Source organism: Pantoea sp. MT58 (assembly GCF_014495885.1).
Classification (GTDB): Bacteria; Pseudomonadota; Gammaproteobacteria; order Enterobacterales; family Enterobacteriaceae; genus Pantoea; species Pantoea eucalypti.
Genome location: NZ_CP061083.1, coordinates 118098 through 136066, shown reverse-complemented (window position 1 = coordinate 136066; position 17969 = coordinate 118098). Strand labels below are relative to the sequence as shown.

The 17969-nt window shown below is 51.9% G+C and carries 20 protein-coding genes and 1 pseudogene; 16 read left to right on the top strand and 5 right to left on the bottom strand.

The features are described from left to right. Window positions 1–113 precede the first annotated feature (113 nt). The 3 genes from coaBC (at window position 114) to slmA (ending at window position 2486) form a co-directional block, all read left to right on the top strand. Window positions 114–1334, top strand: a complete 1221-nt coding sequence (gene coaBC / locus IAI47_RS00615; RefSeq protein ID WP_003851326.1) for a bifunctional phosphopantothenoylcysteine decarboxylase/phosphopantothenate--cysteine ligase CoaBC — start codon at window positions 114–116, stop codon at window positions 1332–1334. Then, a complete protein-coding gene (dut, locus tag IAI47_RS00610) occupies window positions 1312–1770 on the top strand; it encodes a dUTP diphosphatase (RefSeq protein ID WP_003851329.1) in 459 nt (152 codons plus the stop codon). Before coaBC ends, dut begins: the two co-directional genes overlap by 23 nt. Before the next feature lie 119 nt (window positions 1771–1889). Beyond that, window positions 1890–2486 carry a nucleoid occlusion factor SlmA gene (slmA, locus tag IAI47_RS00605; protein WP_003851331.1) on the top strand — a complete coding sequence of 199 codons (597 nt, stop codon included), beginning with the start codon at window positions 1890–1892 and terminating at the stop codon, window positions 2484–2486. A gap of 35 nt (window positions 2487–2521) precedes the next feature. Here the strand turns inward: slmA and pyrE are convergent, their stop codons facing one another. Together pyrE and rph are read right to left on the bottom strand one after the other, a co-directional pair. Continuing rightward, window positions 2522–3163 (bottom strand): orotate phosphoribosyltransferase, encoded by a 642-nt coding sequence (gene pyrE / locus IAI47_RS00600; protein WP_003851333.1) that lies wholly within the window; start codon window positions 3161–3163, stop codon window positions 2522–2524. 49 nt (window positions 3164–3212) lie between these two features. Continuing rightward, window positions 3213–3929, bottom strand: coding sequence for a ribonuclease PH (rph, locus tag IAI47_RS00595; protein ID WP_003851334.1), 717 nt, complete (start codon window positions 3927–3929; stop codon window positions 3213–3215). 150 nt (window positions 3930–4079) lie between these two features. Here rph and IAI47_RS00590 point away from each other — a divergent pair, with 150 nt between their 5' ends. Further along, window positions 4080–5264, top strand: coding sequence for a NupC/NupG family nucleoside CNT transporter (locus IAI47_RS00590; protein ID WP_003851335.1), 1185 nt, complete (start codon window positions 4080–4082; stop codon window positions 5262–5264). A gap of 38 nt (window positions 5265–5302) precedes the next feature. Here the strand turns inward: IAI47_RS00590 and IAI47_RS00585 are convergent, their stop codons facing one another. Continuing rightward, window positions 5303–5728, bottom strand: a complete 426-nt coding sequence (locus tag IAI47_RS00585) for a DUF3574 domain-containing protein (protein ID WP_003851336.1) — start codon at window positions 5726–5728, stop codon at window positions 5303–5305. 156 nt (window positions 5729–5884) lie between these two features. On the opposite strand from IAI47_RS00585, the gene IAI47_RS00580 reads away from it, so the two are divergent. Next, window positions 5885–6748 carry a YicC/YloC family endoribonuclease gene (locus IAI47_RS00580; protein WP_003851337.1) on the top strand — a complete coding sequence of 288 codons (864 nt, stop codon included), beginning with the start codon at window positions 5885–5887 and terminating at the stop codon, window positions 6746–6748. 199 nt (window positions 6749–6947) lie between these two features. Beyond that, window positions 6948–7367, top strand: a complete 420-nt coding sequence (locus IAI47_RS00575; RefSeq protein ID WP_008926956.1) for an Arm DNA-binding domain-containing protein — start codon at window positions 6948–6950, stop codon at window positions 7365–7367. On the opposite strand, the gene IAI47_RS00570 is transcribed toward IAI47_RS00575, so the two are convergent. After that, window positions 7360–8480, bottom strand: a protein-coding gene (locus IAI47_RS00570; RefSeq protein WP_085980578.1) for an IS3 family transposase whose coding sequence is annotated in 2 segments (ribosomal slippage) — window positions 7360–8222 and window positions 8222–8480 — 1122 coding nt in all. Because the reading frame shifts where the segments join, the coding sequence is not laid out codon by codon here. The genes IAI47_RS00575 and IAI47_RS00570 overlap by 8 nt on opposite strands. Before the next feature lie 66 nt (window positions 8481–8546). Between IAI47_RS00570 and IAI47_RS00565 the strand changes: the two are divergent. From IAI47_RS00565 to IAI47_RS00530, 8 genes and pseudogenes are all read left to right on the top strand, one after another. Further along, window positions 8547–8714: pseudogene (locus IAI47_RS00565) on the top strand (DUF3289 family protein); the annotation flags it as partial. Further along, complete coding sequence (locus IAI47_RS00560) at window positions 8714–9202, top strand: DUF943 family protein (RefSeq protein WP_008926959.1); 489 nt, start codon at window positions 8714–8716, stop codon at window positions 9200–9202. The pseudogene IAI47_RS00565 and the gene IAI47_RS00560, both read left to right, overlap by 1 nt. Window positions 9203–9762: 560 nt before the next feature. Beyond that, the gene (gene lpxP, locus IAI47_RS00555) at window positions 9763–10686 is read left to right on the top strand and encodes a kdo(2)-lipid IV(A) palmitoleoyltransferase (protein ID WP_003851339.1); all 924 of its coding nucleotides are present in this window, start codon (window positions 9763–9765) and stop codon (window positions 10684–10686) included. A gap of 234 nt (window positions 10687–10920) precedes the next feature. Further along, on the top strand, window positions 10921–12063 hold the full coding sequence (locus IAI47_RS00550) for an alanine racemase (RefSeq protein WP_008926960.1): 1143 nt from the start codon (window positions 10921–10923) through the stop codon (window positions 12061–12063). Between the two features lie 136 nt (window positions 12064–12199). Next, a complete protein-coding gene (locus IAI47_RS00545; RefSeq protein WP_008926961.1) occupies window positions 12200–12595 on the top strand; it encodes a hypothetical protein in 396 nt (131 codons plus the stop codon). A 433-nt stretch (window positions 12596–13028) separates the two neighbouring features. Then, window positions 13029–13295 (top strand): hypothetical protein, encoded by a 267-nt coding sequence (locus IAI47_RS00540; protein ID WP_008926962.1) that lies wholly within the window; start codon window positions 13029–13031, stop codon window positions 13293–13295. An 82-nt stretch (window positions 13296–13377) separates the two neighbouring features. Next, window positions 13378–14022, top strand: a complete 645-nt coding sequence (locus IAI47_RS00535) for an oligosaccharide flippase family protein (RefSeq protein WP_003851343.1) — start codon at window positions 13378–13380, stop codon at window positions 14020–14022. A gap of 432 nt (window positions 14023–14454) precedes the next feature. Further along, window positions 14455–15072, top strand: a complete 618-nt coding sequence (locus IAI47_RS00530) for a trimeric intracellular cation channel family protein (protein ID WP_008926964.1) — start codon at window positions 14455–14457, stop codon at window positions 15070–15072. Here the strand turns inward: IAI47_RS00530 and ligB are convergent. Next, window positions 15010–16761: an NAD-dependent DNA ligase LigB gene (gene ligB / locus IAI47_RS00525; protein ID WP_008926965.1), complete on the bottom strand. Its 1752-nt coding sequence runs from the start codon at window positions 16759–16761 to the stop codon at window positions 15010–15012. The two genes, IAI47_RS00530 and ligB, sit on opposite strands and share 63 nt — an antisense overlap. Before the next feature lie 240 nt (window positions 16762–17001). Between ligB and gmk the strand changes: the two genes are divergently transcribed. Together gmk and rpoZ are read left to right on the top strand one after the other, a co-directional pair. Continuing rightward, window positions 17002–17625 (top strand): guanylate kinase, encoded by a 624-nt coding sequence (gene gmk, locus IAI47_RS00520; protein WP_033743562.1) that lies wholly within the window; start codon window positions 17002–17004, stop codon window positions 17623–17625. 54 nt (window positions 17626–17679) lie between these two features. Beyond that, window positions 17680–17955, top strand: a complete 276-nt coding sequence (gene rpoZ / locus IAI47_RS00515) for a DNA-directed RNA polymerase subunit omega (RefSeq protein ID WP_003851346.1) — start codon at window positions 17680–17682, stop codon at window positions 17953–17955. Window positions 17956–17969 lie beyond the last annotated feature (14 nt).

Here is a 17969-nt window from a genome sequence, read left to right as displayed (position 1 = left end):
AATCTACGAGACGGCTCGCAAACGCAGTCGGTGAAAAGGCGCATCCACGCTTTTGTGATAAAGTCCGTGCATTCGCCGCCGCGAGCGGCAGAGAGCTTAGTGAGGCCAACATCATGATGGGATTAGCCGGTAAAAAAATTCTTCTTGGCGTGAGCGGCGGTATCGCAGCGTATAAAGCACCTGAGCTGGTGCGGCGCCTGCGCGATCGCGGCGCTGATGTGCGCGTGATGATGACGGAAGGTGCCAAAGCGTTTATCACTCCGCTCAGCCTGCAGGCCGTCTCCGGCTATCCGGTGTTTGACGATCTGCTTGATCCCGCTGCAGAAGCGGCGATGGGTCATATTGAACTGGCAAAATGGGCCGACCTGATTGTGCTGGCTCCGGCCACTGCCGATCTGATTGCCCGTGTGACTGCTGGCATGGCAAACGATCTGGTGACCACTGCCGTGTTGGCCACGGCCTCACCCGTGGCGGTCGTGCCAGCCATGAATCAGCAGATGTATCGCGCAGCGGTGACCCAGCAAAACCTTCAGACGCTCCACGCGCGGGGCGTGCTGATTTGGGGGCCGGACAGCGGCAGCCAGGCCTGTGGCGACGTCGGGCCGGGCCGGATGCTGGACCCGCTGGCGATTGTTGACCATGCGCTGCTGTGGGCTACGCCCGTCAACGATCTGCAACATCTCAACATTATGATTACCGCCGGCCCGACCCGAGAGGCGCTGGATCCGGTGCGCTACATCACGAATCACAGCTCCGGTAAAATGGGCTTTGCGATTGCCGCTGCGGCTGCCCGACGTGGTGCTCAGGTCACGCTGGTCAGCGGCCCGGTCAGCCTGCCTGCACCTGCGGGTGTGCGACGCGTTGATGTTACCAGCGCGCTGGAGATGCAGGCCGCTGTGATGAGTGAGATAGATAAACAACATATTTTCATTGCAAGCGCAGCCGTGGCAGACTACCGGGCAGCCGATATTGCGGCCGATAAAATCAAGAAACAGGGCGGCGATGATAACGTCACGCTGAACCTGGTAAAGAATCCCGATATTGTTGCCGGCGTCGCTGCACTTCAGGAAAACCGGCCATTCGTCGTTGGATTTGCTGCTGAAACACAGAATGTGGAAGAATACGCCCGGCAAAAACGGGTGCGCAAGAATCTGGATCTGATCTGCGCTAACGATGTCGCTAAAGCCGGACAGGGGTTTAATAGCGACACCAATGCTCTTCACCTTTTTTGGCAGGATGGAGAAAAACGCTTACCGCTCAGCGATAAGTCTCTCCTTGGCCAACAATTAATAGACGAGATTGTCAGCCGTTATGATGAAAAAAATAGACGTTAAAATTCTGGATGCGCGCGTCGGCAAAGCGTTTCCACTGCCGACCTATGCCACTTCAGGTTCCGCTGGGTTAGATTTACGCGCCTGCATTGATGATGTTCTCGACATCGCACCAGGCACCACGACGCTGGTTCCGACCGGCCTGGCGATTCATATCGCTGATCCCGATCTGGCCGCTGTAATCCTGCCGCGCTCGGGCCTTGGCCATAAGCATGGCATCGTGCTGGGCAACCTGGTGGGTCTGATTGATTCGGACTATCAGGGACAGCTGATGGTATCGGTGTGGAATCGTGGTCAGGAAAGTTTCTCGCTGCAGCCCGGCGATCGCATGGCACAACTGGTGTTTGTACCGGTAGTCCAGGCTGAATTTAATCTGGTTGAAGATTTCGACGCCAGCCAGCGCGGCGAAGGCGGCTTCGGCCACTCCGGTCGCCAGTAACCCGCATTACCGACTTTCACTTACGCCCGTTATTTTTCCTCATCGCTGCAGGACGCGTTCCTGTGGCAGATGCGTAGGTGTTGCCTGTATTTAGGTGAATTTCAGGGGTCTTTAAGGTCATGGCAGAAAAAAAAGTCGCGAAGCGGAATCGTCGCGAAGAGATTTTGCAGGCGCTGGCGCAGATGCTGGAGTCGGGCGATGGCAGTCAGCGTATCACCACAGCCAAACTGGCAGCCACAGTGGGTGTTTCCGAAGCGGCGCTGTATCGTCACTTCCCCAGCAAGACACGCATGTTCGATAGTCTGATTGAGTTTATCGAAGACAGTCTGATTACCCGCATCAATCTGATCCTCAAGGATGAAAAAGAGACCATGACGCGTCTGCGTCTGATCGTGCAATTGATTCTGGGATTTGGTGAGCGTAATCCGGGACTGACGCGCATACTGACCGGCCATGCTCTGATGTTTGAGCAGGACCGACTGCAGGGACGTATCAATCAACTGTTTGAGCGGATTGAAGTGCAACTGCGACAGGTCATGCGTGAGCGGAAAATGCGTGAGGGCGAGGCTTTTCAGGCTGATGAAGCATTGCTGGCAAGTCAGTTGCTGGCTTTCTGTGAAGGTTTGCTGTCGCGGTATGTCCGTTCTGAGTTTCGTTTCAGTCCTACCGCAGACTTTGAGGTCCGCTGGCCACTCATGGCTGCTCAGCTAACGTAAAGCGTCAAAGAAGGCGGGCATTGCGCCCGCCTCTGTTAAATCCCGTACGCTTTCTGATAAGCACGGACCTGAGCCAGGTGATCGGCCATCTCAGGCTTCTCCTCCAGCCAGGAAATCAGGTCTGCCAGGGTAATAATCGCGGTCACTTTACAGCCGTAATCACGTTCCACTTCCTGGATTGCCGACATCTCTCCGCGTCCACGCTCCTGACGATCTAGCGAAACCAGCACACCTGCCAGGGTGGCGTTGTGCGCGCCGATAATATCCATCGACTCACGAATCGCCGTGCCCGCTGTGATCACGTCGTCCACCAGCATCACTTTGCCCTGCAGCGGACTGCCTACCAGCAGGCCACCTTCACCGTGATCTTTGGCTTCTTTACGGTTAAAGCAGTAAGGCACATCGCGGTCATGATGATCAGCCAGCGCCACTGCCGTGGTGGTAGCAATCGGAATGCCTTTATAGGCCGGACCAAACAGCAGATCGAAATCAACAGCGCCATCCACCAGCGCCTGCGCGTAGAAGCGTCCCAGCAGCGCTAAATCCCGTCCGCTGTTAAACAGACCGGCATTAAAGAAATAGGGGCTTTTACGCCCGGACTTCAAAGTGAACTCACCGAACTTCAGCACCTGCTTGTTCAGGGCGAATTCAATAAACTGACGCTGCCAGGCTTTCATCTCTCACTCCTCAAATAAAGAAAAGGCGACTCTGAGGTCGCCTGTTACATCAATTTTCCAGCGCTGCTTTCTGCGCCTGAATCAGTTCCTCAATTCCGCCGCGCGCCAGCGCCAGTAGCGTCAGCAGCTCTTCATGGCTGAAGGGTTCGCCCTCGGCGGTGCCCTGCACCTCGATCATGCGGCCATCTTCCATCATCACGACATTCATGTCAGTTTCTGCGGCTGAGTCTTCAACATACTCCAGATCGCACAGGGCTTCGCCTTTGACGATGCCCACTGAAATCGCGGCGACCATACCCTTCATCGGGTTTGCTTTCAGTTTGCCGCTGGCTACCAGCTTGTTCAGCGCATCAGCCAGAGCCACACAGGCGCCAGTGATTGATGCGGTGCGGGTGCCGCCATCGGCCTGGATTACGTCACAATCGAGCGTAATGGTAAATTCACCCAGCGCTTTAAGATCAACCGCGGCGCGCAGTGAACGGGCAATCAGACGCTGAATCTCCAGCGTACGGCCACCCTGTTTACCTTTTGCGGCTTCACGCGCCATACGGCTGTGGGTCGAACGCGGCAGCATGCCATATTCGGCTGTGACCCAACCCTGGCCCTGGCCTTTAAGGAAACGCGGAACCCCTTCGTCTACGGAGGCAGTGCAAAGCACTTTCGTTTCGCCGAATTCCACCAGAACGGAACCCTCTGCGTGTTTGGTGTAATTGCGGGTCAATGTGACTGGACGCACCTGTTGTGCGCTACGGCCTGCTGGACGCATGGGTATTCTCCGGCTTGCTAATGATTGGCTGCGCATTATACGGACTTCCTTGCCCGCTGTCTCTTGCGCCTGCCTGAAGCAGGCATCAGATGAAATTTCCGGCCAGCTGTGGCTAAATGCGCTTTCCTTTCTCTCTGATAAAAAAGACATATGGCCGCCATTCTTCATTTCCTGCTGGCGCTGGTGGTGATTTTCGCCCTTGCGCTGCTGGTCAGTCATGACCGTAAACAGATTCGTCTGCGCTTTATTATTCAACTGATTGTGGTGGAAGCCGCGCTGGGTTGGTTCTTCCTTCACTCCGCCGGAGGGCTGGCACTGGTCGGATCGTTTGCCGGTTTCTTTGAGACGTTGCTGGGGTTTGCGGCGCAGGGCACGGAGTTCGTTTTTGGCGGAATGAGCAAACAGGGGCTGGCGTTTATCTTCCTTGGTGTGCTCTGTCCGATTGTCTTTATTTCGGCACTCATTGGCATATTGCAGCACTGGCGCATCCTGCCGCTACTGATTCGTGTTTTCGGAACGCTGCTGTCGAAGATTAACGGCATGGGCAAGCTGGAGTCATTCAACGCCGTCAGCACACTGATCCTCGGTCAGTCAGAAAACTTTATCGCCTATAAAGGGATTCTGGGTGATATCCCACCGCGCCGGCTCTACACCATGGCAGCGACCGCGATGTCCACCGTTTCGCTGTCGATTGTCGGTGCTTATATGTCGATGATTGAACCGAAGTATGTGGTTGCTGCACTGCTGCTTAACATGTTCAGCACCTTTATTATCCTGTCGATCATCAACCCGATGGAAAGCCGGGATGAGCAGCCTATCGCGCTGGAAAAGCTGCATGAAGAGCAGAGCTTCTTCGAGATGCTGGGTGAGTACATCCTGGCAGGCTTCAAAGTGGCGATGATTATTCTGGCGATGCTGATTGGCTTTATTGCTCTGATTGCTGCCGTTAACGCGCTGTTTGCGGCGGTGTTTGGCTACAGCTTCCAGCAGCTGCTCGGCTATCTGTTCTATCCTCTGGCCTGGCTGATTGGGATTCCGAAAGCCGATGCCCTGCAGGCGGCAGGCATCATGGCGACTAAGCTGGTCGCGAATGAGTTTGTGGCGATGATTGAACTGCAGAAAGTCGCGGCGGGCATGAGTGCGCGCGGGCTGGGTATTCTGTCGGTGTTCCTGGTCTCTTTTGCTAACTTTGCCTCGATCGGCATTGTGGCGGGCGCAATAAAAGGCCTGAACGAGAAACAGGGAAATGTGGTTTCCCGCTTTGGCTGGAAGCTGGTCTATGGCTCCACACTGGTCAGCCTGCTCTCTGCGGCCTTTGCCGGTCTGTTTATCTGACTATTTAGCGGGCGGCAGCTTCGCCGCCCGCTTTCGCCCTAGAACCCGACACAGACGGGTGCATCTACCCGCATAACCGACTCCTGACCAAACCGTTTTTTATAGAGGGTACGTAACGCCTCAATATCATGATTGGTCGCGGGATCGATACCGTGGATCAGCATCAACGCTTTACTGTTCTCTCTTGCCAGTTGACCGTTCTCGCCCAGCCATTGACCTTTGGCGTCATAGACCGACAGTCCCGCTTTGAAACGTGGCGTGACTTCATTATCCACGAAGTTCATCCAGTCGAGTGAACTCACACTGCCGCCATCTGGCTTGCTGAGTCCGAACCACAACGTGGTCTGCATCATCATGTCGCCACCGGCACAGATGGGGTGCGGTTTAGTCGGCGGCGCGTGGCGCGTCTGGCAACCCACCAGCAGCAGAGCCATTACAACAGGGAATGCAATAACGCGGGACATAAATCAGTTATCCTCATAGGTGACCAGTGGTCATCATATGTGGCTGCCGCTGAAAGCGGAAATAGTTCGTTATTTTCCTGTAAGACGCTTATGCCTGTTATGGCGTGGCTCGCCTCGCTATACTTCACCCATCTTTCCGTAAATTGAGTACCGCTTATGATCCGCAGTATGACCGCTTATGCCCGCAGCGAAGCCAAAGGCGAATGGGGCAGCGCAGCCTGGGAGCTGCGTTCTGTTAACCAGCGTTATCTGGAAACTTACATCCGTTTGCCTGAACAGTTTCGTGGGCTGGAGCCGGTTATCCGCGAGCGCATTCGCCAGCGTCTGACGCGCGGTAAAATTGAGTGCAACCTGCGTTATGATGCCGATCCCAGCGCTCAGGGCGAACTGATGCTGAATGAAACGCTGGCGAAACAGCTGGTGCAGGCTGCTAACTGGGTAAAAATGCAGAGCGACGAAGGCGCGATTAATCCGCTGGATATTCTTCGCTGGCCGGGCGTGATGTCTGCGCAGGAGCAGGATCTGGATGCCATCAACACACAATTGTTACAGGCACTGGATGGCGCGCTGGACGATTTCATTGCGGCGCGCGAAAGCGAAGGCACCGCGCTGAAAGCGATGATTGAACAGCGTCTGGAAGGCGTTTCGCAGGAAGTCAGCAAAGTGCGCGCGCAGATGCCTGACGTGATCAAATGGCAGCGTGAACGCCTGGTCGCCAAACTGGAAGATGCTGAAGTCCAGCTGGAAAACAATCGCCTTGAGCAGGAGCTGGTGATGATGGCGCAGCGTGTTGATGTGTCCGAAGAGCTGGATCGTCTGGATGCACACGTTAAAGAGACCTACAACATCCTGAAAAAGAAAGAGGCTGTAGGGCGCCGTCTCGATTTCATGATGCAGGAGTTCAATCGGGAATCGAATACGCTGGCATCAAAGTCGATCAACGCCGAGATCACCACTTCCGCGATCGAACTGAAAGTGCTGATTGAACAGATGCGCGAGCAGATTCAGAACATCGAATAATTTCCACCCTCATCCATATAAAGCCATAAGCCCATGTTAAATGGGCTTTTTTATGGAAGTAAAATTCCACTGATGAACATGCTTCTCCGCTTAAATCCACGAAATAATGGGGGGTAAAATGGGGAGTACTTTTGCTTTACTAGAAAAATATAACAGTCTATAACCAGATACCCCCCACTAAAAACGACAGGTCAGGTATATGGGTTCACTAACAGCAAAAGCCGTTCAGTCTCTGATAAAAGCAGGCGGTGTTGGTAAGTTTGGAGATGAGCGAGGCTTATACCTGAAGATCCCCTCAAAAGGTGAACCTTACTGGATGCTGAGATACACAGCACACTCAAAAAGACGAGAAATCACTTTAGGCAAGGTTTCTATAGTGTCACTCGCAGAAGCCCGTAGTCTTGCAGAAGATGTTCGCAAAAAGGTTCTGGCTGGAGATGATCCTATCGCAGAAAGGAAGCTAAACAGACCTGAAGAACTGACTACAGTGAATGAGCTGTTTGAAGACTGGCATAAAGATCTTGTTAAAAGATTAAAATATCCGGGCATACCTGAAAGGGTTTACCGAAAAGACATTGCTCCTGACCTGCCCCCAGTATTAGATACAACGCTCAGTTAGTAATGTCGGTTTGTTTACCTTCTAATTTTCCATTTCTCCAGCTTGCTGCAAATTCAGCCGGCGTCTGGTATTTAAGCGATGAATGAGGTCTGGACTCGTTATAGTCCTGCCGCCAGTCATTAATGATTTTCCGGGCATGAAGAATATCGCTGAACCAGTGTTCATTCAGGCATTCATCCCGAAAGCGACCGTTGAAACTCTCAATAAATCCGTTCTGCGTTGGCTTGCCCGGCTGGATTAAGCACAGCTCAACGCCATGTTCAAAGGCCCATTGATCGAGCGCGCGGCAGGTAAATTCCGGGCCCTGATCGGTTCTTATCGTTGCAGGATAGCCACGAAACAGCGCAATGCTGTCCAGAATACGTGTCACCTGAACGCCTGTAATCCCGAATGCCGTGGTGATCGTCAGGCACTCCTTCGTGAAATCATCCACGCAGGTCAGGCACTTAATCCGGCGGCCGCTGGCAAGTGAATCCATGACAAAATCCATCGACCATGTCAGGTTCGGCGCATCCGGGCGCAGAAGCGGAAGCCGTTCAGTCGCCAGCCCCTTACGGTGCCGCCTGCGTTTTACACCCAGACCGTTAAGGTGATAGATGCGGTAAACCCGCTTGTGGTTGACGTGAAAGCCCTCCCGACGCAATAACTGCCAGATGCGCCGGTAACCAAATCGGCGGCGTTCAAGTACCAGCTCTGTGATACGTAAAGACAGCTGCGCGTCAGAAGCCGGGCGCTGAGCCGAATAACGGCAGGTTGAAAGTGACAGATCGGCCAGCCTGCAGGCACGGCGTTGCGACAGACCCGTTGTCTCACACATGGCTTCCACGGCTTCCCGTTTCTGGTCCGTCGTCAGAACTTTCGGCCCAGAGCCACGTGAAGCGCCTCCTTATCCAGCATGGCTTCAGCGAGCAGCTTCTTAAGGCGGGCGTTCTCCTCTTCAAGTGACCTGAGCCGCTTCACTTCGGGGACTTCCATGCCGCCAAACTTCTTGCGCCAGGTGTAAAAGGTGGCGTCTGAAATAGCATGCTTACGGCAGAATTCCCGGGCTGAAACCCCGGCTTCGGCCTCGCGGAGAATACTGATGATCTGTTCGTCGGAAAATCGCTTCTTCATGGGAATGTCCTCATGTGACTGATGAAGACATTACTAACATCGCGGTGTGTTAATCAACGGGGAGCAGGTCAAGACCATTTCGGTCTCGATAAAACTGACATCATGAATCCTAAATTTCATTTTATCAGAGCATTTCGTATTTGGTTTGTCCTTCAAAGATGGGAACACTTCGCTTTTAAACCTTTCTTAACTAATATGAAAGCTGAATTTGAAATAAATAGCAGGAGAAATTAATGAGATTCAAAAAGACTACAGTTTTTATTGTGGCATTGATAATGTTAGCATTATTCTATGTTAACTTCTTTAATTCTCCAAAAGTGCTTGCAATTCATGACTCTGATACCAGAAAAGATTTTTTGGTTAAAAACATCCCTTTCTCTGATAGTGACAAAATAAAGTGGTGGGATAATAATGGAGTCAAAACCATTTCTTCCCGTGAAACTTACAATGTTTCAATCTGGGACTTTAATGGTAAGTATCAAAAACTCGCCCCCAAGAATTCAGGTGCTTTTCCAGACCATGATACTGATTACTTACTGTGCTTTGATGACATGAAATCAGATGAGAATTGTATAGACAAGTCAAACTGGATGATGGACATCACTAAAACAAAGGATGGATATACTTACTACCGACTTGATGGCGAGTCATACTATCGAAAACCTTCTGGTGAACTGGTCAAAGGTGAGCGATTTACGACAACCATAAAGCCTGTGAGCTGACCAAATGGTCACTTCTCTCAACGGGGAGTGGATTGGGGGGTAAAATATAAAATAGCCTGAAAAATAAACTTAAGTATATGATCATCATAAACAATATAAATACAATCAACATACAGATTCAGAACATCGAGTAAGTTCCCGCCCGGCAGGTCAGTTATAAAGCGTCAGCAATGGCGCTTTGTTCATTTTTCAGGCATTATCTTTCGGGTTTAACCTCCCTATGTGGCTTTTGACTCCCACCTGCGGCTTCATTATCACGTAAAGATTGATAAACGTTCATTTCCAGACACTTCCGGAACACACTTTAATCATGCTTTGCATTTAGGATGATTTCTTTTTAAGTTTCTGATTTTAAAATAATTTTTCTGAATTTAACTCTTTTTATGTCCCCGACGCACTGTTTCATTGAAACAGATCAATCCTGTGAATCACGGAGTTTCCCTTTTTTTGAAGGCACTTTTTGATAAAGTATCGGTCGAATTCAATACAGCCGTACCGCTTTAAGACTCATGGAAGTGCTCTTTATGCGATACCCCCCTCAACTTCCATGAAGGTTGTTAATGAAAAACACCGGAAAATTTAGCAGTTCGCTGCTGCATCCGCGTTATTGGTTTACCTGGTTTGGCCTTGGCGTACTCTGGCTGCTGGTCCAGCTTCCTTATCCTGTTCTCATGCGTCTCGGTGCCGGTGCCGGCAAAATCTCTCGCCATTTCCTGCAGCGCCGCGAGCGTATTACCCGTCGTAACATCGAACTCTGCTTCCCGGGTATCAGTGAAGAAAAAATCGAACACATGATCGCTGGTAACTTCGCATCGCTAGGCATGGCCCTGGCTGAAACCGGTATTGCCTGGTTCTGGTCTGACCGGGCAGTAAAACGCCTGTTTAACGTTTCAGGTATGGATAATCTTCACGCTGCGCAGAACGAAAAGCGCGGTGTGATGCTGATTGGCGTACATTTCATGTCGCTGGAGCTGGGCGGACGCATCAGTGGACTCTGTCAGCCGATGATGGCGATGTATCGCCCGCACAATAATCAGGCGATGGAGTATGTGCAGACCAAAGGCCGCATGCGTTCTAATAAAGCGATGATTGACCGTCGTGATCTGCGCGGTATGGTTCATGCTCTGAAACAGGGTGAATCGGTCTGGTTTGCACCAGACCAGGATTACGGCCCTAAAGGCAGCACCTTTGCGCCACTGTTTGCGGTGGAAAAAGCTGCCACTACCAACGGGACTTTTGTTCTGTCGCGTCTGGCGAAGCCAGCGATGGTACCGATTATGCTGATTCGTAATCCAGGAAATGATGGCTACCATTTAATCATCGAACCGATGCTGGAAAATTATCCTCATACCGATGAGGCTGCTGCTGCCGCTTACATGAATAAAGTGATCGAAAATCAGATCCTGCGTGCACCCGAACAGTACCTCTGGCTACATCGCCGATTCAAAACCCGTCCGCCGGGTGAACAGTCACTCTATATCTGAGTAAACTGATAAAGCAGGCCGCGTGCCTGCTTTTTTGTTTTAATATCCGGGTTCACTCCTTTTGTTCCTCCCTTTCCTCTTTCCCGATCCCCCTCTCCTCATCATGCCTCTCGCGTTATAGCAATGGCTCTTGTTTCTGCTGCTCAACATGCCTGTTCTGCGGTAAGCAGGCTGGTATCAGAGAGATTATTAGGGAATGATGAATCTTCTTATCTCGTTATTAACGGACACCTTATGGATATCAATGACACACAGCAGTGGCAGCGTCCGCTGATTGACGATCGCCTCACACCTTACATTGAAGTGGATGCAGCACGCCTGGAATGCAACCTGCAGCATATGCAGCGCAAAGCCCGTGCGGCTGGCGTCGCGTTGCGTCCGCATATCAAAACGCATAAAAGCGTCTGGATTGCCCGGCGACAGATTGAGTCTGGCGCGCAGGGGATCACCGTCTCAAAACCCAGCGAAGGCATCAGTTTTATTCAGGGTGGTATACGCGATCTGTTGTTAGCCTATCCGGTTGTACATCCGCAAAGCGTGGCTGAATTACTGCGCCTCGCCGTGCTTCATCAGGTCAGACTCACCCTGATTGCGGACAGCCTGCAGGGCGTGGCGGCGATCGCTGAGGCCTGCCAGCATCAGCCAGGGTGCGAACTGGCGGTGGCGATTAAAGTGGATGTTGGGTTACATCGCATTGGCGTCAATCCCGATACAGATGACGCCGTGCTGATTGCCCAGGCATTACAGGACAAGGGATTACGCTTTGCCGGATTAGTGTCACATGCCGGTCACGCTTATGGTGCGGGTCATGCCGCAGCCATTGCGGAGGTCGCCCGCCAGGAAACGGCATTGATGCAGCGCGTTCAGGCAAAACTGCAGGCTGCGGGTTTTACCGACTGCCCTCTCTCAGTGGGGTCAACTCCTACTGCGCTGGCAGCAGAGATTGCGCCCTGCATTAATGAAATCCGGCCCGGTAACTATGCACTGTTGGATCTTACTGCCTGCCGCCTTGGGTTAAGCCACGTCGATCAACTGGCAATGAGCGTCATTACCCGCGTTGTGGCGGTAAACGATCATTTCGCCATTGTTGACGCCGGATCAAAAATGCTGAGTTCGGATAAAGGGCCGCACGGCACCAATGCCAGCGGCTTTGGTGTTGCAGCAGACGAAGCGGGCAATACCTATGAAGTGACGAAGTTATCCGAGGAGCACGGTTTTCTGCTGTTTCAGGATCGCCGCCCTGAAGTCGGCACGCTGCTGCGTATCTTCCCGAATCACAGTTGCGCAGTGATGGCGCAGTCGGATGGCTTTGTTCTGCGTCACGCCAGTGGTCATAGCGAAGATCATGCCGTTTCTGCGCGTGGCAACTTCATCTGATTCTGCGGCAGACAGCCTCATCCGTTGTCTGCCTTTTGTACGAAACCCTGTCAACACCACACTTCTACTGTTACACCGTTTTAACAAGTCTGGCCCCATGCTTTAATGCCTTTTTCGCTTATCCATTGGAGGTTACATGCTCTCCTCTCGCACGCTGAGCCTGACGATCCCACGTCACTGGTTAGATCTTTATGAAACTATCTGGAAGCCGGAATTTTTCGCAAAATGGGCATCCGGGTTAACGCACAGTGCATTAGAACCCGATGGACATCGCTGGCGTGCTAAAGGCCCCCTGGGCAATGTGAAGCTCAGGTTCTCACCATACAATCCGTTTGGCGTAATGGATCACTGGATTGATAACGGCTCAGGAAAGGAGATCTATGTGCCGATGCGCGTGATCGCTAATGAACAGGGTGCCGAGGTAATGGTTACGGTTTATCGCCAGCCATTTACTTCAGATGAGAGATTTAAGCAGGATATTGAATGGGTTAGCAATGATCTGGAGAAACTCAATCAGCTTCTGACACAGTAAATCAAGGACTTAGCGTACGTTTTTCTCTGTACTTATCGCTGGTCGCTAACGAAAAAAAATAGAAAAACTTCTGACATTAAAGCATAAAGCGCTTATCTGATTACTCATCCCCGATACACATTTACCACCAACCCTGCTTAAGCATCTCCGCCAGGAAAATTCCTGGCTTAACCCGCTTTCACATAGCTGATCTTCCCGGATTTCAGGCTTCTCTGTCTCCCCTGATGACCTTCTGCCTTAGAGACATACATTAATCATCAACAATTGTTTATCACTGCTCTCCTGAAGATTTAATATTTATCATGCATAAAGTGAAACCATTTATTTCTGCGGTCGTGCAATCAGACTTTTCTTATGGTGTTAAATTAAATAAAACAATGTATAAATCATTCCACACACAGCAATACCCATAATGATAAAGCAGGAAAAAGTCATGGACCGCTCAACCTATCCTTTGTTATCAGAAAAAGAATTCGTTGAGATTGCCGCAAGGATGCTGGCAGGAGAATATAAAAATACAAAAGGATTTATTCGTGATCTGGCGGAATTTCTGTTAGCTGCAGGGGATTCCGCCATGACACGAAACAGGGAATTTACCAGGGATATCTATTTTTTATCTGAGCATCATTTCATTAAATCAATAATAACATGGCAAGCCTGGAGAGGTATTTCAGGACTTCGGCCGGAAAAATTGCACTAACTAACGGTGTCACAGCAACCTCTTCTTGCCGTTACACAATTATTTAATTCTCACAGAGTTGATGAACTCTAACGAGTATATTATGGCAATACGTGAAAGCAGTCTTAATAGCGCAAAATGGTCTCTGCTCTCTTCAATCAAAATTATTGGCATTGGCGTGTTGCAACTCTCGTTGCTGGCGCAGATTCTGCAGGCGAATGAGCTTAACCTGCTGGCGATTGCTATAATTGCCTTACTGTTTATTGATACTCTGGCCGATCGCGGCTTCTCAAATACACTGATCCGTCGCTGTATGCTCTCAATTAATGACCTCTCAACCATTTACTGGGGTAATATGTTGATGGGTGTCGCGGTGTTTGGTCTTTTATTTACGGGCAGTCACCTGCTGAACAGCCTGTTTAATCAGCCCGAACTGGCTCTCATGCTGCAGATGGTCTCAGTGGTGTTTATTATCATCCCTCAGGGTCAGCATTACCGTGCGGTATTACAGCGTGAAAAGCAATATACACGCATTGCTTTTGCTGAAACGTCCTCAGTATTAGCCGGACTTGCAGTCACCTTATTTACCGTCTGGCTGACACCTTCTGTATTATGTGCGATCTGGGGTTACCTTGCGATGGCATCCATTCGCATGCTGATTTACTGCTACTATGGTCGCTCATGGTTCCAGCCGGAATATCACTTTAGTCTGAATGCTTTTGCTAAAATTCGTGCAAGAAACAAATAATAAAATAAGTCTGTATGGTGGGCTCTGAGCATCCGAAACGATGCGTTGGCGTGCTGTTAACCAGCACGCCTTTCTTTTTGTTAATCCTGTCGATATATTTTTACTCCTTTCTTTAGATGCAGCATCCCGTTCTTTCTATCTTCTTTACAGACCAATGTCTGACCTGCAAATTTCTGGCCGTCATGGGCTGTAAATCTCCCCCTGGTTCTGAGTCAGTTAACACCAGCCAGGCCCGCGCGACTCCTCTGCACATCGTCTCATCTTAACCTTCACCAGCATTCATCACCGGTTTTGCACTGAAAAGTCTTTCTATGCTGATGCCGGGCCGGACTGGTATACACTGCGCAAATCCCGGACGCCGACCACCTGAAATCTCTGTCGCCGCCTGTTAAGCAATGCTGTAGCCTTGCCGCCGTCTTACTGGAGTCTGCTATGTTACTGACCGTTCTCTACATTATTGGTATTACTGCTGAAGCCATGACAGGTGCGCTGGCGGCGGGTCGCCGCAAAATGGATCTGTTCGGGGTCATTATTATTGCGTCAGTGACCGCAATTGGTGGTGGCTCGGTGCGCGATATCCTGTTGGGTCACTATCCGCTGGGTTGGGTGAAAAATCCCGAATACATCATGATTGTGGCGGCAGCAGCGGTCGTCACCACATTCCTGGCGCCCCTGATGACCCACCTGCGCAAAGTTTTTCTGGTGCTGGATGCATTGGGTCTGGTGGTCTTTTCCATTATCGGCGCGCAGGTTGCACTTGATTCCGGACACGCCATGATTATTGCCGCGATAAGCGCAGTGATTACAGGTGTCTTTGGCGGCGTACTGCGTGACATGTTCTGTAATCGCATTCCGCTGGTGTTTCAGAAAGAGCTGTACGCCGGTATCGCTTTCGCCTCGGGCTGGATGTATATCCTGCTGCTGAAAACCACGCTGGCGCATGAAGCGGTGATTATCATTACCCTGCTGTTCGGCTTTTTTGCCCGTTTACTGGCGCTGCGCTTCCGTCTCGGTTTGCCGATTTTCAACTATCCCCACCCCGAGCATTGAGGACGCAGGAATACCCTGCTGTTGCAGGAACGCGATGAGGGCCTGCAGACGGGCATCCTGAAACTGCTCAGCCAGGCGCGTTGCCAACCCCGCCCCAACGCCCGGCAGAGTTTGCCAGGCCATAACATCCCGCCGCATTATGCTCTCCCACTGCTGATCGGGCAGCGCATTCAGGGCCTTTTGCGGCAATGAAACGCCAAGGGCCTTCACCCATCGACGAAACGGTTGCTGACGAGCGAGATTAAAACGGTGCCAGAGCTGCTCCGCACGTTCCGGAGAGAGAGCCGTCGCGGCGGCAATCTGTTCTGGTGTTAACGTCAGCCAGCCGAACAGATGCGTCATACTGCCGCTTTCCAGTAAGCGCAGCCAGGTGCTGCGCTCAACCCCAGGAATATTCAGCACCGTTTTCTGGCTGAGCCAGCGTAATTTCGCCAGTAACTGCTTCTGGCACTCAGCGCTGAAGGTATAACAACTCAACGGCGTATAACGCGACGCCTCGGGAGGCTGAGGATAATGTCGCTCTGCCACGCGCCAGATTACCCGCTCCAGCCGGGGTATTCCCTGACCCGCCAGACTCAGCGTGACCACATCGCCCGCGACGATATCGCTCTCCTGCCAGCGACGAAGCGATCCGACATTAACCCGCCTGACCGTTTTATCATCCAGTTGCACTGGCTGAAGATTAAGTACCGCCGCTATTTTTCCGGTTCGGCCAATGAGGAAATCGACGGAGAGCACTTCAGCACTGACTTCAGGAGGCTGATATTTCCAGGCAACCGCCCATATACCCTCGCCTGGCAGCCAGTTTTTGCCTGCAGGCCGCAGACTCTGATGAACCACCACGCCGTCTGTGACAAAAGGCAGCGCAGCATGAAACCAGCGCTCACGCCAGATGGCTACGTCCTCTTCATCTTTAACGTTGTGGCTCCATTCTGCTGCAATGCCCAGCCCCCAGCGGCTGAGTTGCTCATGGCGCTCCGTCATTGTGGCGGGACCATCTGGCCATGCCCAGATGAAAACACCGAGCGAATCCAGCAGCGGAGTCCGCTGCCTGCTCATCATCGCGCCGGCCACCAGTGAGCGCGCATTTTTGCCGCCATCAATCGCCTGCTGATGACCGTTCATCAACAAAAACAGCTCGCCCTGCAGTACAACCTCGTCGAGAGGGGTCTCGATATGCAGCGGAATTGCCGGGATCCAGGCGGCTTTAGCCAGCCACTCTTCACCGCGCAATCCATCGCCACGACTTAACAACGAGACCAGCCTGCCATGGCGATACACCAGTGAAACGGCGATGCCATCAACTTTTGGCTGCACCCAGAGATCGCGTCGCCCCTGCATCCAGTAAGCCAGTGCCAGCTTGTCGCGCATCTTTTTTACGCCAGTATGGGCGATTGGATGCAGGTGCTCACCCTTGCCAGGCAGTTGCGGGGAATAAGTGGGCTGAGAAGCGCTAAAGCAGTGTTGCCAGGTAACAAGCCGCTGCTGCAGCGCATCGTAATCCGTGTCAGTCACCGGACTCTGCCCCTGGCGATAGTAAGCGTCATCCCAGTGTTGCAGTTGCTGTTGCAAACGGCCAATCTCTTCAGTCGCCCGTACGGGTGTCCAGACCGGACAAACGGCACTGTGCGCAGGCCATAGGGCGAACCACAGAACAATCGCAGACAGCGGCCAGCCGAATCCTTTCATACTCTTTCCTCTGACGTTTTGTGGCATTCAACAGCAATGCATTAGCGTCAGCCAGAGGCGAGGTTTCGTTCCGGAAGAGATGCCAGGGTAATCCGTGAACCATTACAGCTGCCCGACAGAGATTTGCGCGCAGATGCGCAAAAGATTGGGTGTTCTCGCTGCGCAAACGCTGCGTGGCAACGGGAAGCTGTGTATACTGTGCAGGAAATCGACTCCGCTTTTAATCAATTCAAGAAAACCATGGCTCAAGGCACGCTCTATATTGTTTCGGCTCCCAGCGGTGCAGGGAAATCCAGCCTGATTCAGGCACTGTTAAAGACCCAGCCGTTGTATGACACGCAGGTCTCTGTTTCGCACACGACGCGCGGTATGCGCCCGGGTGAAACCCATGGCGAACATTACTTTTTTGTTGAGAAACATGAATTCGAGCAGATGATCGCGGAAGATGCTTTCCTCGAACATGCCCGGGTTTTTGACAACTACTACGGTACGTCACGCCATGCCATTGAGCAGGTGCTGGCAACCGGCGTTGACGTGTTCCTCGACATCGACTGGCAGGGCGCGCAGCAAATCCGCGCTAAAATGCCTGGCGCACGCAGCATCTTTGTTTTGCCGCCTTCGAAAGAAGAGCTCGATCGCCGTCTGCGCGGTCGTGGTCAGGACAGCGAAGAGGTGATCACACGTCGCATGGCTCAGGCAGTAGCGGAAATGAGCCACTACGCCGAGTATGACTATTTAATTGTGAATGATGATTTTGATCTGGCGCTGTCCGATCTGAAAACCATTATTCGCGCAGAACGTCTGCGTATGGCGCGTCAGAAGGCGCGTCACGATGCTTTAATCAGCAAACTGTTGGCAGTCTGAATACAGTTTCAGTATGATGCGCAGTCATTTCTTCATCTGTGGAGTAGCACACCTATGGCACGCGTAACCGTTCAGGACGCAGTAGAAAAAGTTGGTAATCGTTTTGACCTGGTGTTGGTCGCTGCACGTCGTGCACGTCAGATGCAGGTTGGCGGCAAAGATCCGCTGGTTCCGGAAGAGAACGATAAACCTACCGTTATCGCCCTGCGCGAAATCGAAGAAGGTTTGGTCACCAATCAGATTTTAGATGTGCGTGATCGTCAGGAACAGCAAGAGCAGGAAGCCGCTGAGTTACAGGCCGTTACCGCTATCGCTGAAGGTCGTCGTTAACAGCCACCTGCAGG

What these genes read in the sequence shown, in the direction of transcription:
- coaBC (WP_003851326.1), top strand. Translation starts at nt 114, where the DNA reads ATGATGGGATTAGCCGGTAAAAAAATTCTTCTTGGCGTGAGCGGCGGT.
- dut (WP_003851329.1), top strand. Translation starts at nt 1,312, where the DNA reads ATGATGAAAAAAATAGACGTTAAAATTCTGGATGCGCGCGTCGGCAAA.
- slmA (WP_003851331.1), top strand. Translation starts at nt 1,890, where the DNA reads ATGGCAGAAAAAAAAGTCGCGAAGCGGAATCGTCGCGAAGAGATTTTG.
- pyrE (WP_003851333.1), bottom strand. Translation starts at nt 3,163, where the DNA reads ATGAAAGCCTGGCAGCGTCAGTTTATTGAATTCGCCCTGAACAAGCAG.
- rph (WP_003851334.1), bottom strand. Translation starts at nt 3,929, where the DNA reads ATGCGTCCAGCAGGCCGTAGCGCACAACAGGTGCGTCCAGTCACATTG.
- IAI47_RS00590 (WP_003851335.1), top strand. Translation starts at nt 4,080, where the DNA reads ATGGCCGCCATTCTTCATTTCCTGCTGGCGCTGGTGGTGATTTTCGCC.
- IAI47_RS00585 (WP_003851336.1), bottom strand. Translation starts at nt 5,728, where the DNA reads ATGTCCCGCGTTATTGCATTCCCTGTTGTAATGGCTCTGCTGCTGGTG.
- IAI47_RS00580 (WP_003851337.1), top strand. Translation starts at nt 5,885, where the DNA reads ATGATCCGCAGTATGACCGCTTATGCCCGCAGCGAAGCCAAAGGCGAA.
- IAI47_RS00575 (WP_008926956.1), top strand. Translation starts at nt 6,948, where the DNA reads ATGGGTTCACTAACAGCAAAAGCCGTTCAGTCTCTGATAAAAGCAGGC.
- IAI47_RS00560 (WP_008926959.1), top strand. Translation starts at nt 8,714, where the DNA reads ATGAGATTCAAAAAGACTACAGTTTTTATTGTGGCATTGATAATGTTA.
- lpxP (WP_003851339.1), top strand. Translation starts at nt 9,763, where the DNA reads ATGAAAAACACCGGAAAATTTAGCAGTTCGCTGCTGCATCCGCGTTAT.
- IAI47_RS00550 (WP_008926960.1), top strand. Translation starts at nt 10,921, where the DNA reads ATGGATATCAATGACACACAGCAGTGGCAGCGTCCGCTGATTGACGAT.
- IAI47_RS00545 (WP_008926961.1), top strand. Translation starts at nt 12,200, where the DNA reads ATGCTCTCCTCTCGCACGCTGAGCCTGACGATCCCACGTCACTGGTTA.
- IAI47_RS00540 (WP_008926962.1), top strand. Translation starts at nt 13,029, where the DNA reads ATGGACCGCTCAACCTATCCTTTGTTATCAGAAAAAGAATTCGTTGAG.
- IAI47_RS00535 (WP_003851343.1), top strand. Translation starts at nt 13,378, where the DNA reads ATGGCAATACGTGAAAGCAGTCTTAATAGCGCAAAATGGTCTCTGCTC.
- IAI47_RS00530 (WP_008926964.1), top strand. Translation starts at nt 14,455, where the DNA reads ATGTTACTGACCGTTCTCTACATTATTGGTATTACTGCTGAAGCCATG.
- ligB (WP_008926965.1), bottom strand. Translation starts at nt 16,761, where the DNA reads ATGAAAGGATTCGGCTGGCCGCTGTCTGCGATTGTTCTGTGGTTCGCC.
- gmk (WP_033743562.1), top strand. Translation starts at nt 17,002, where the DNA reads ATGGCTCAAGGCACGCTCTATATTGTTTCGGCTCCCAGCGGTGCAGGG.
- rpoZ (WP_003851346.1), top strand. Translation starts at nt 17,680, where the DNA reads ATGGCACGCGTAACCGTTCAGGACGCAGTAGAAAAAGTTGGTAATCGT.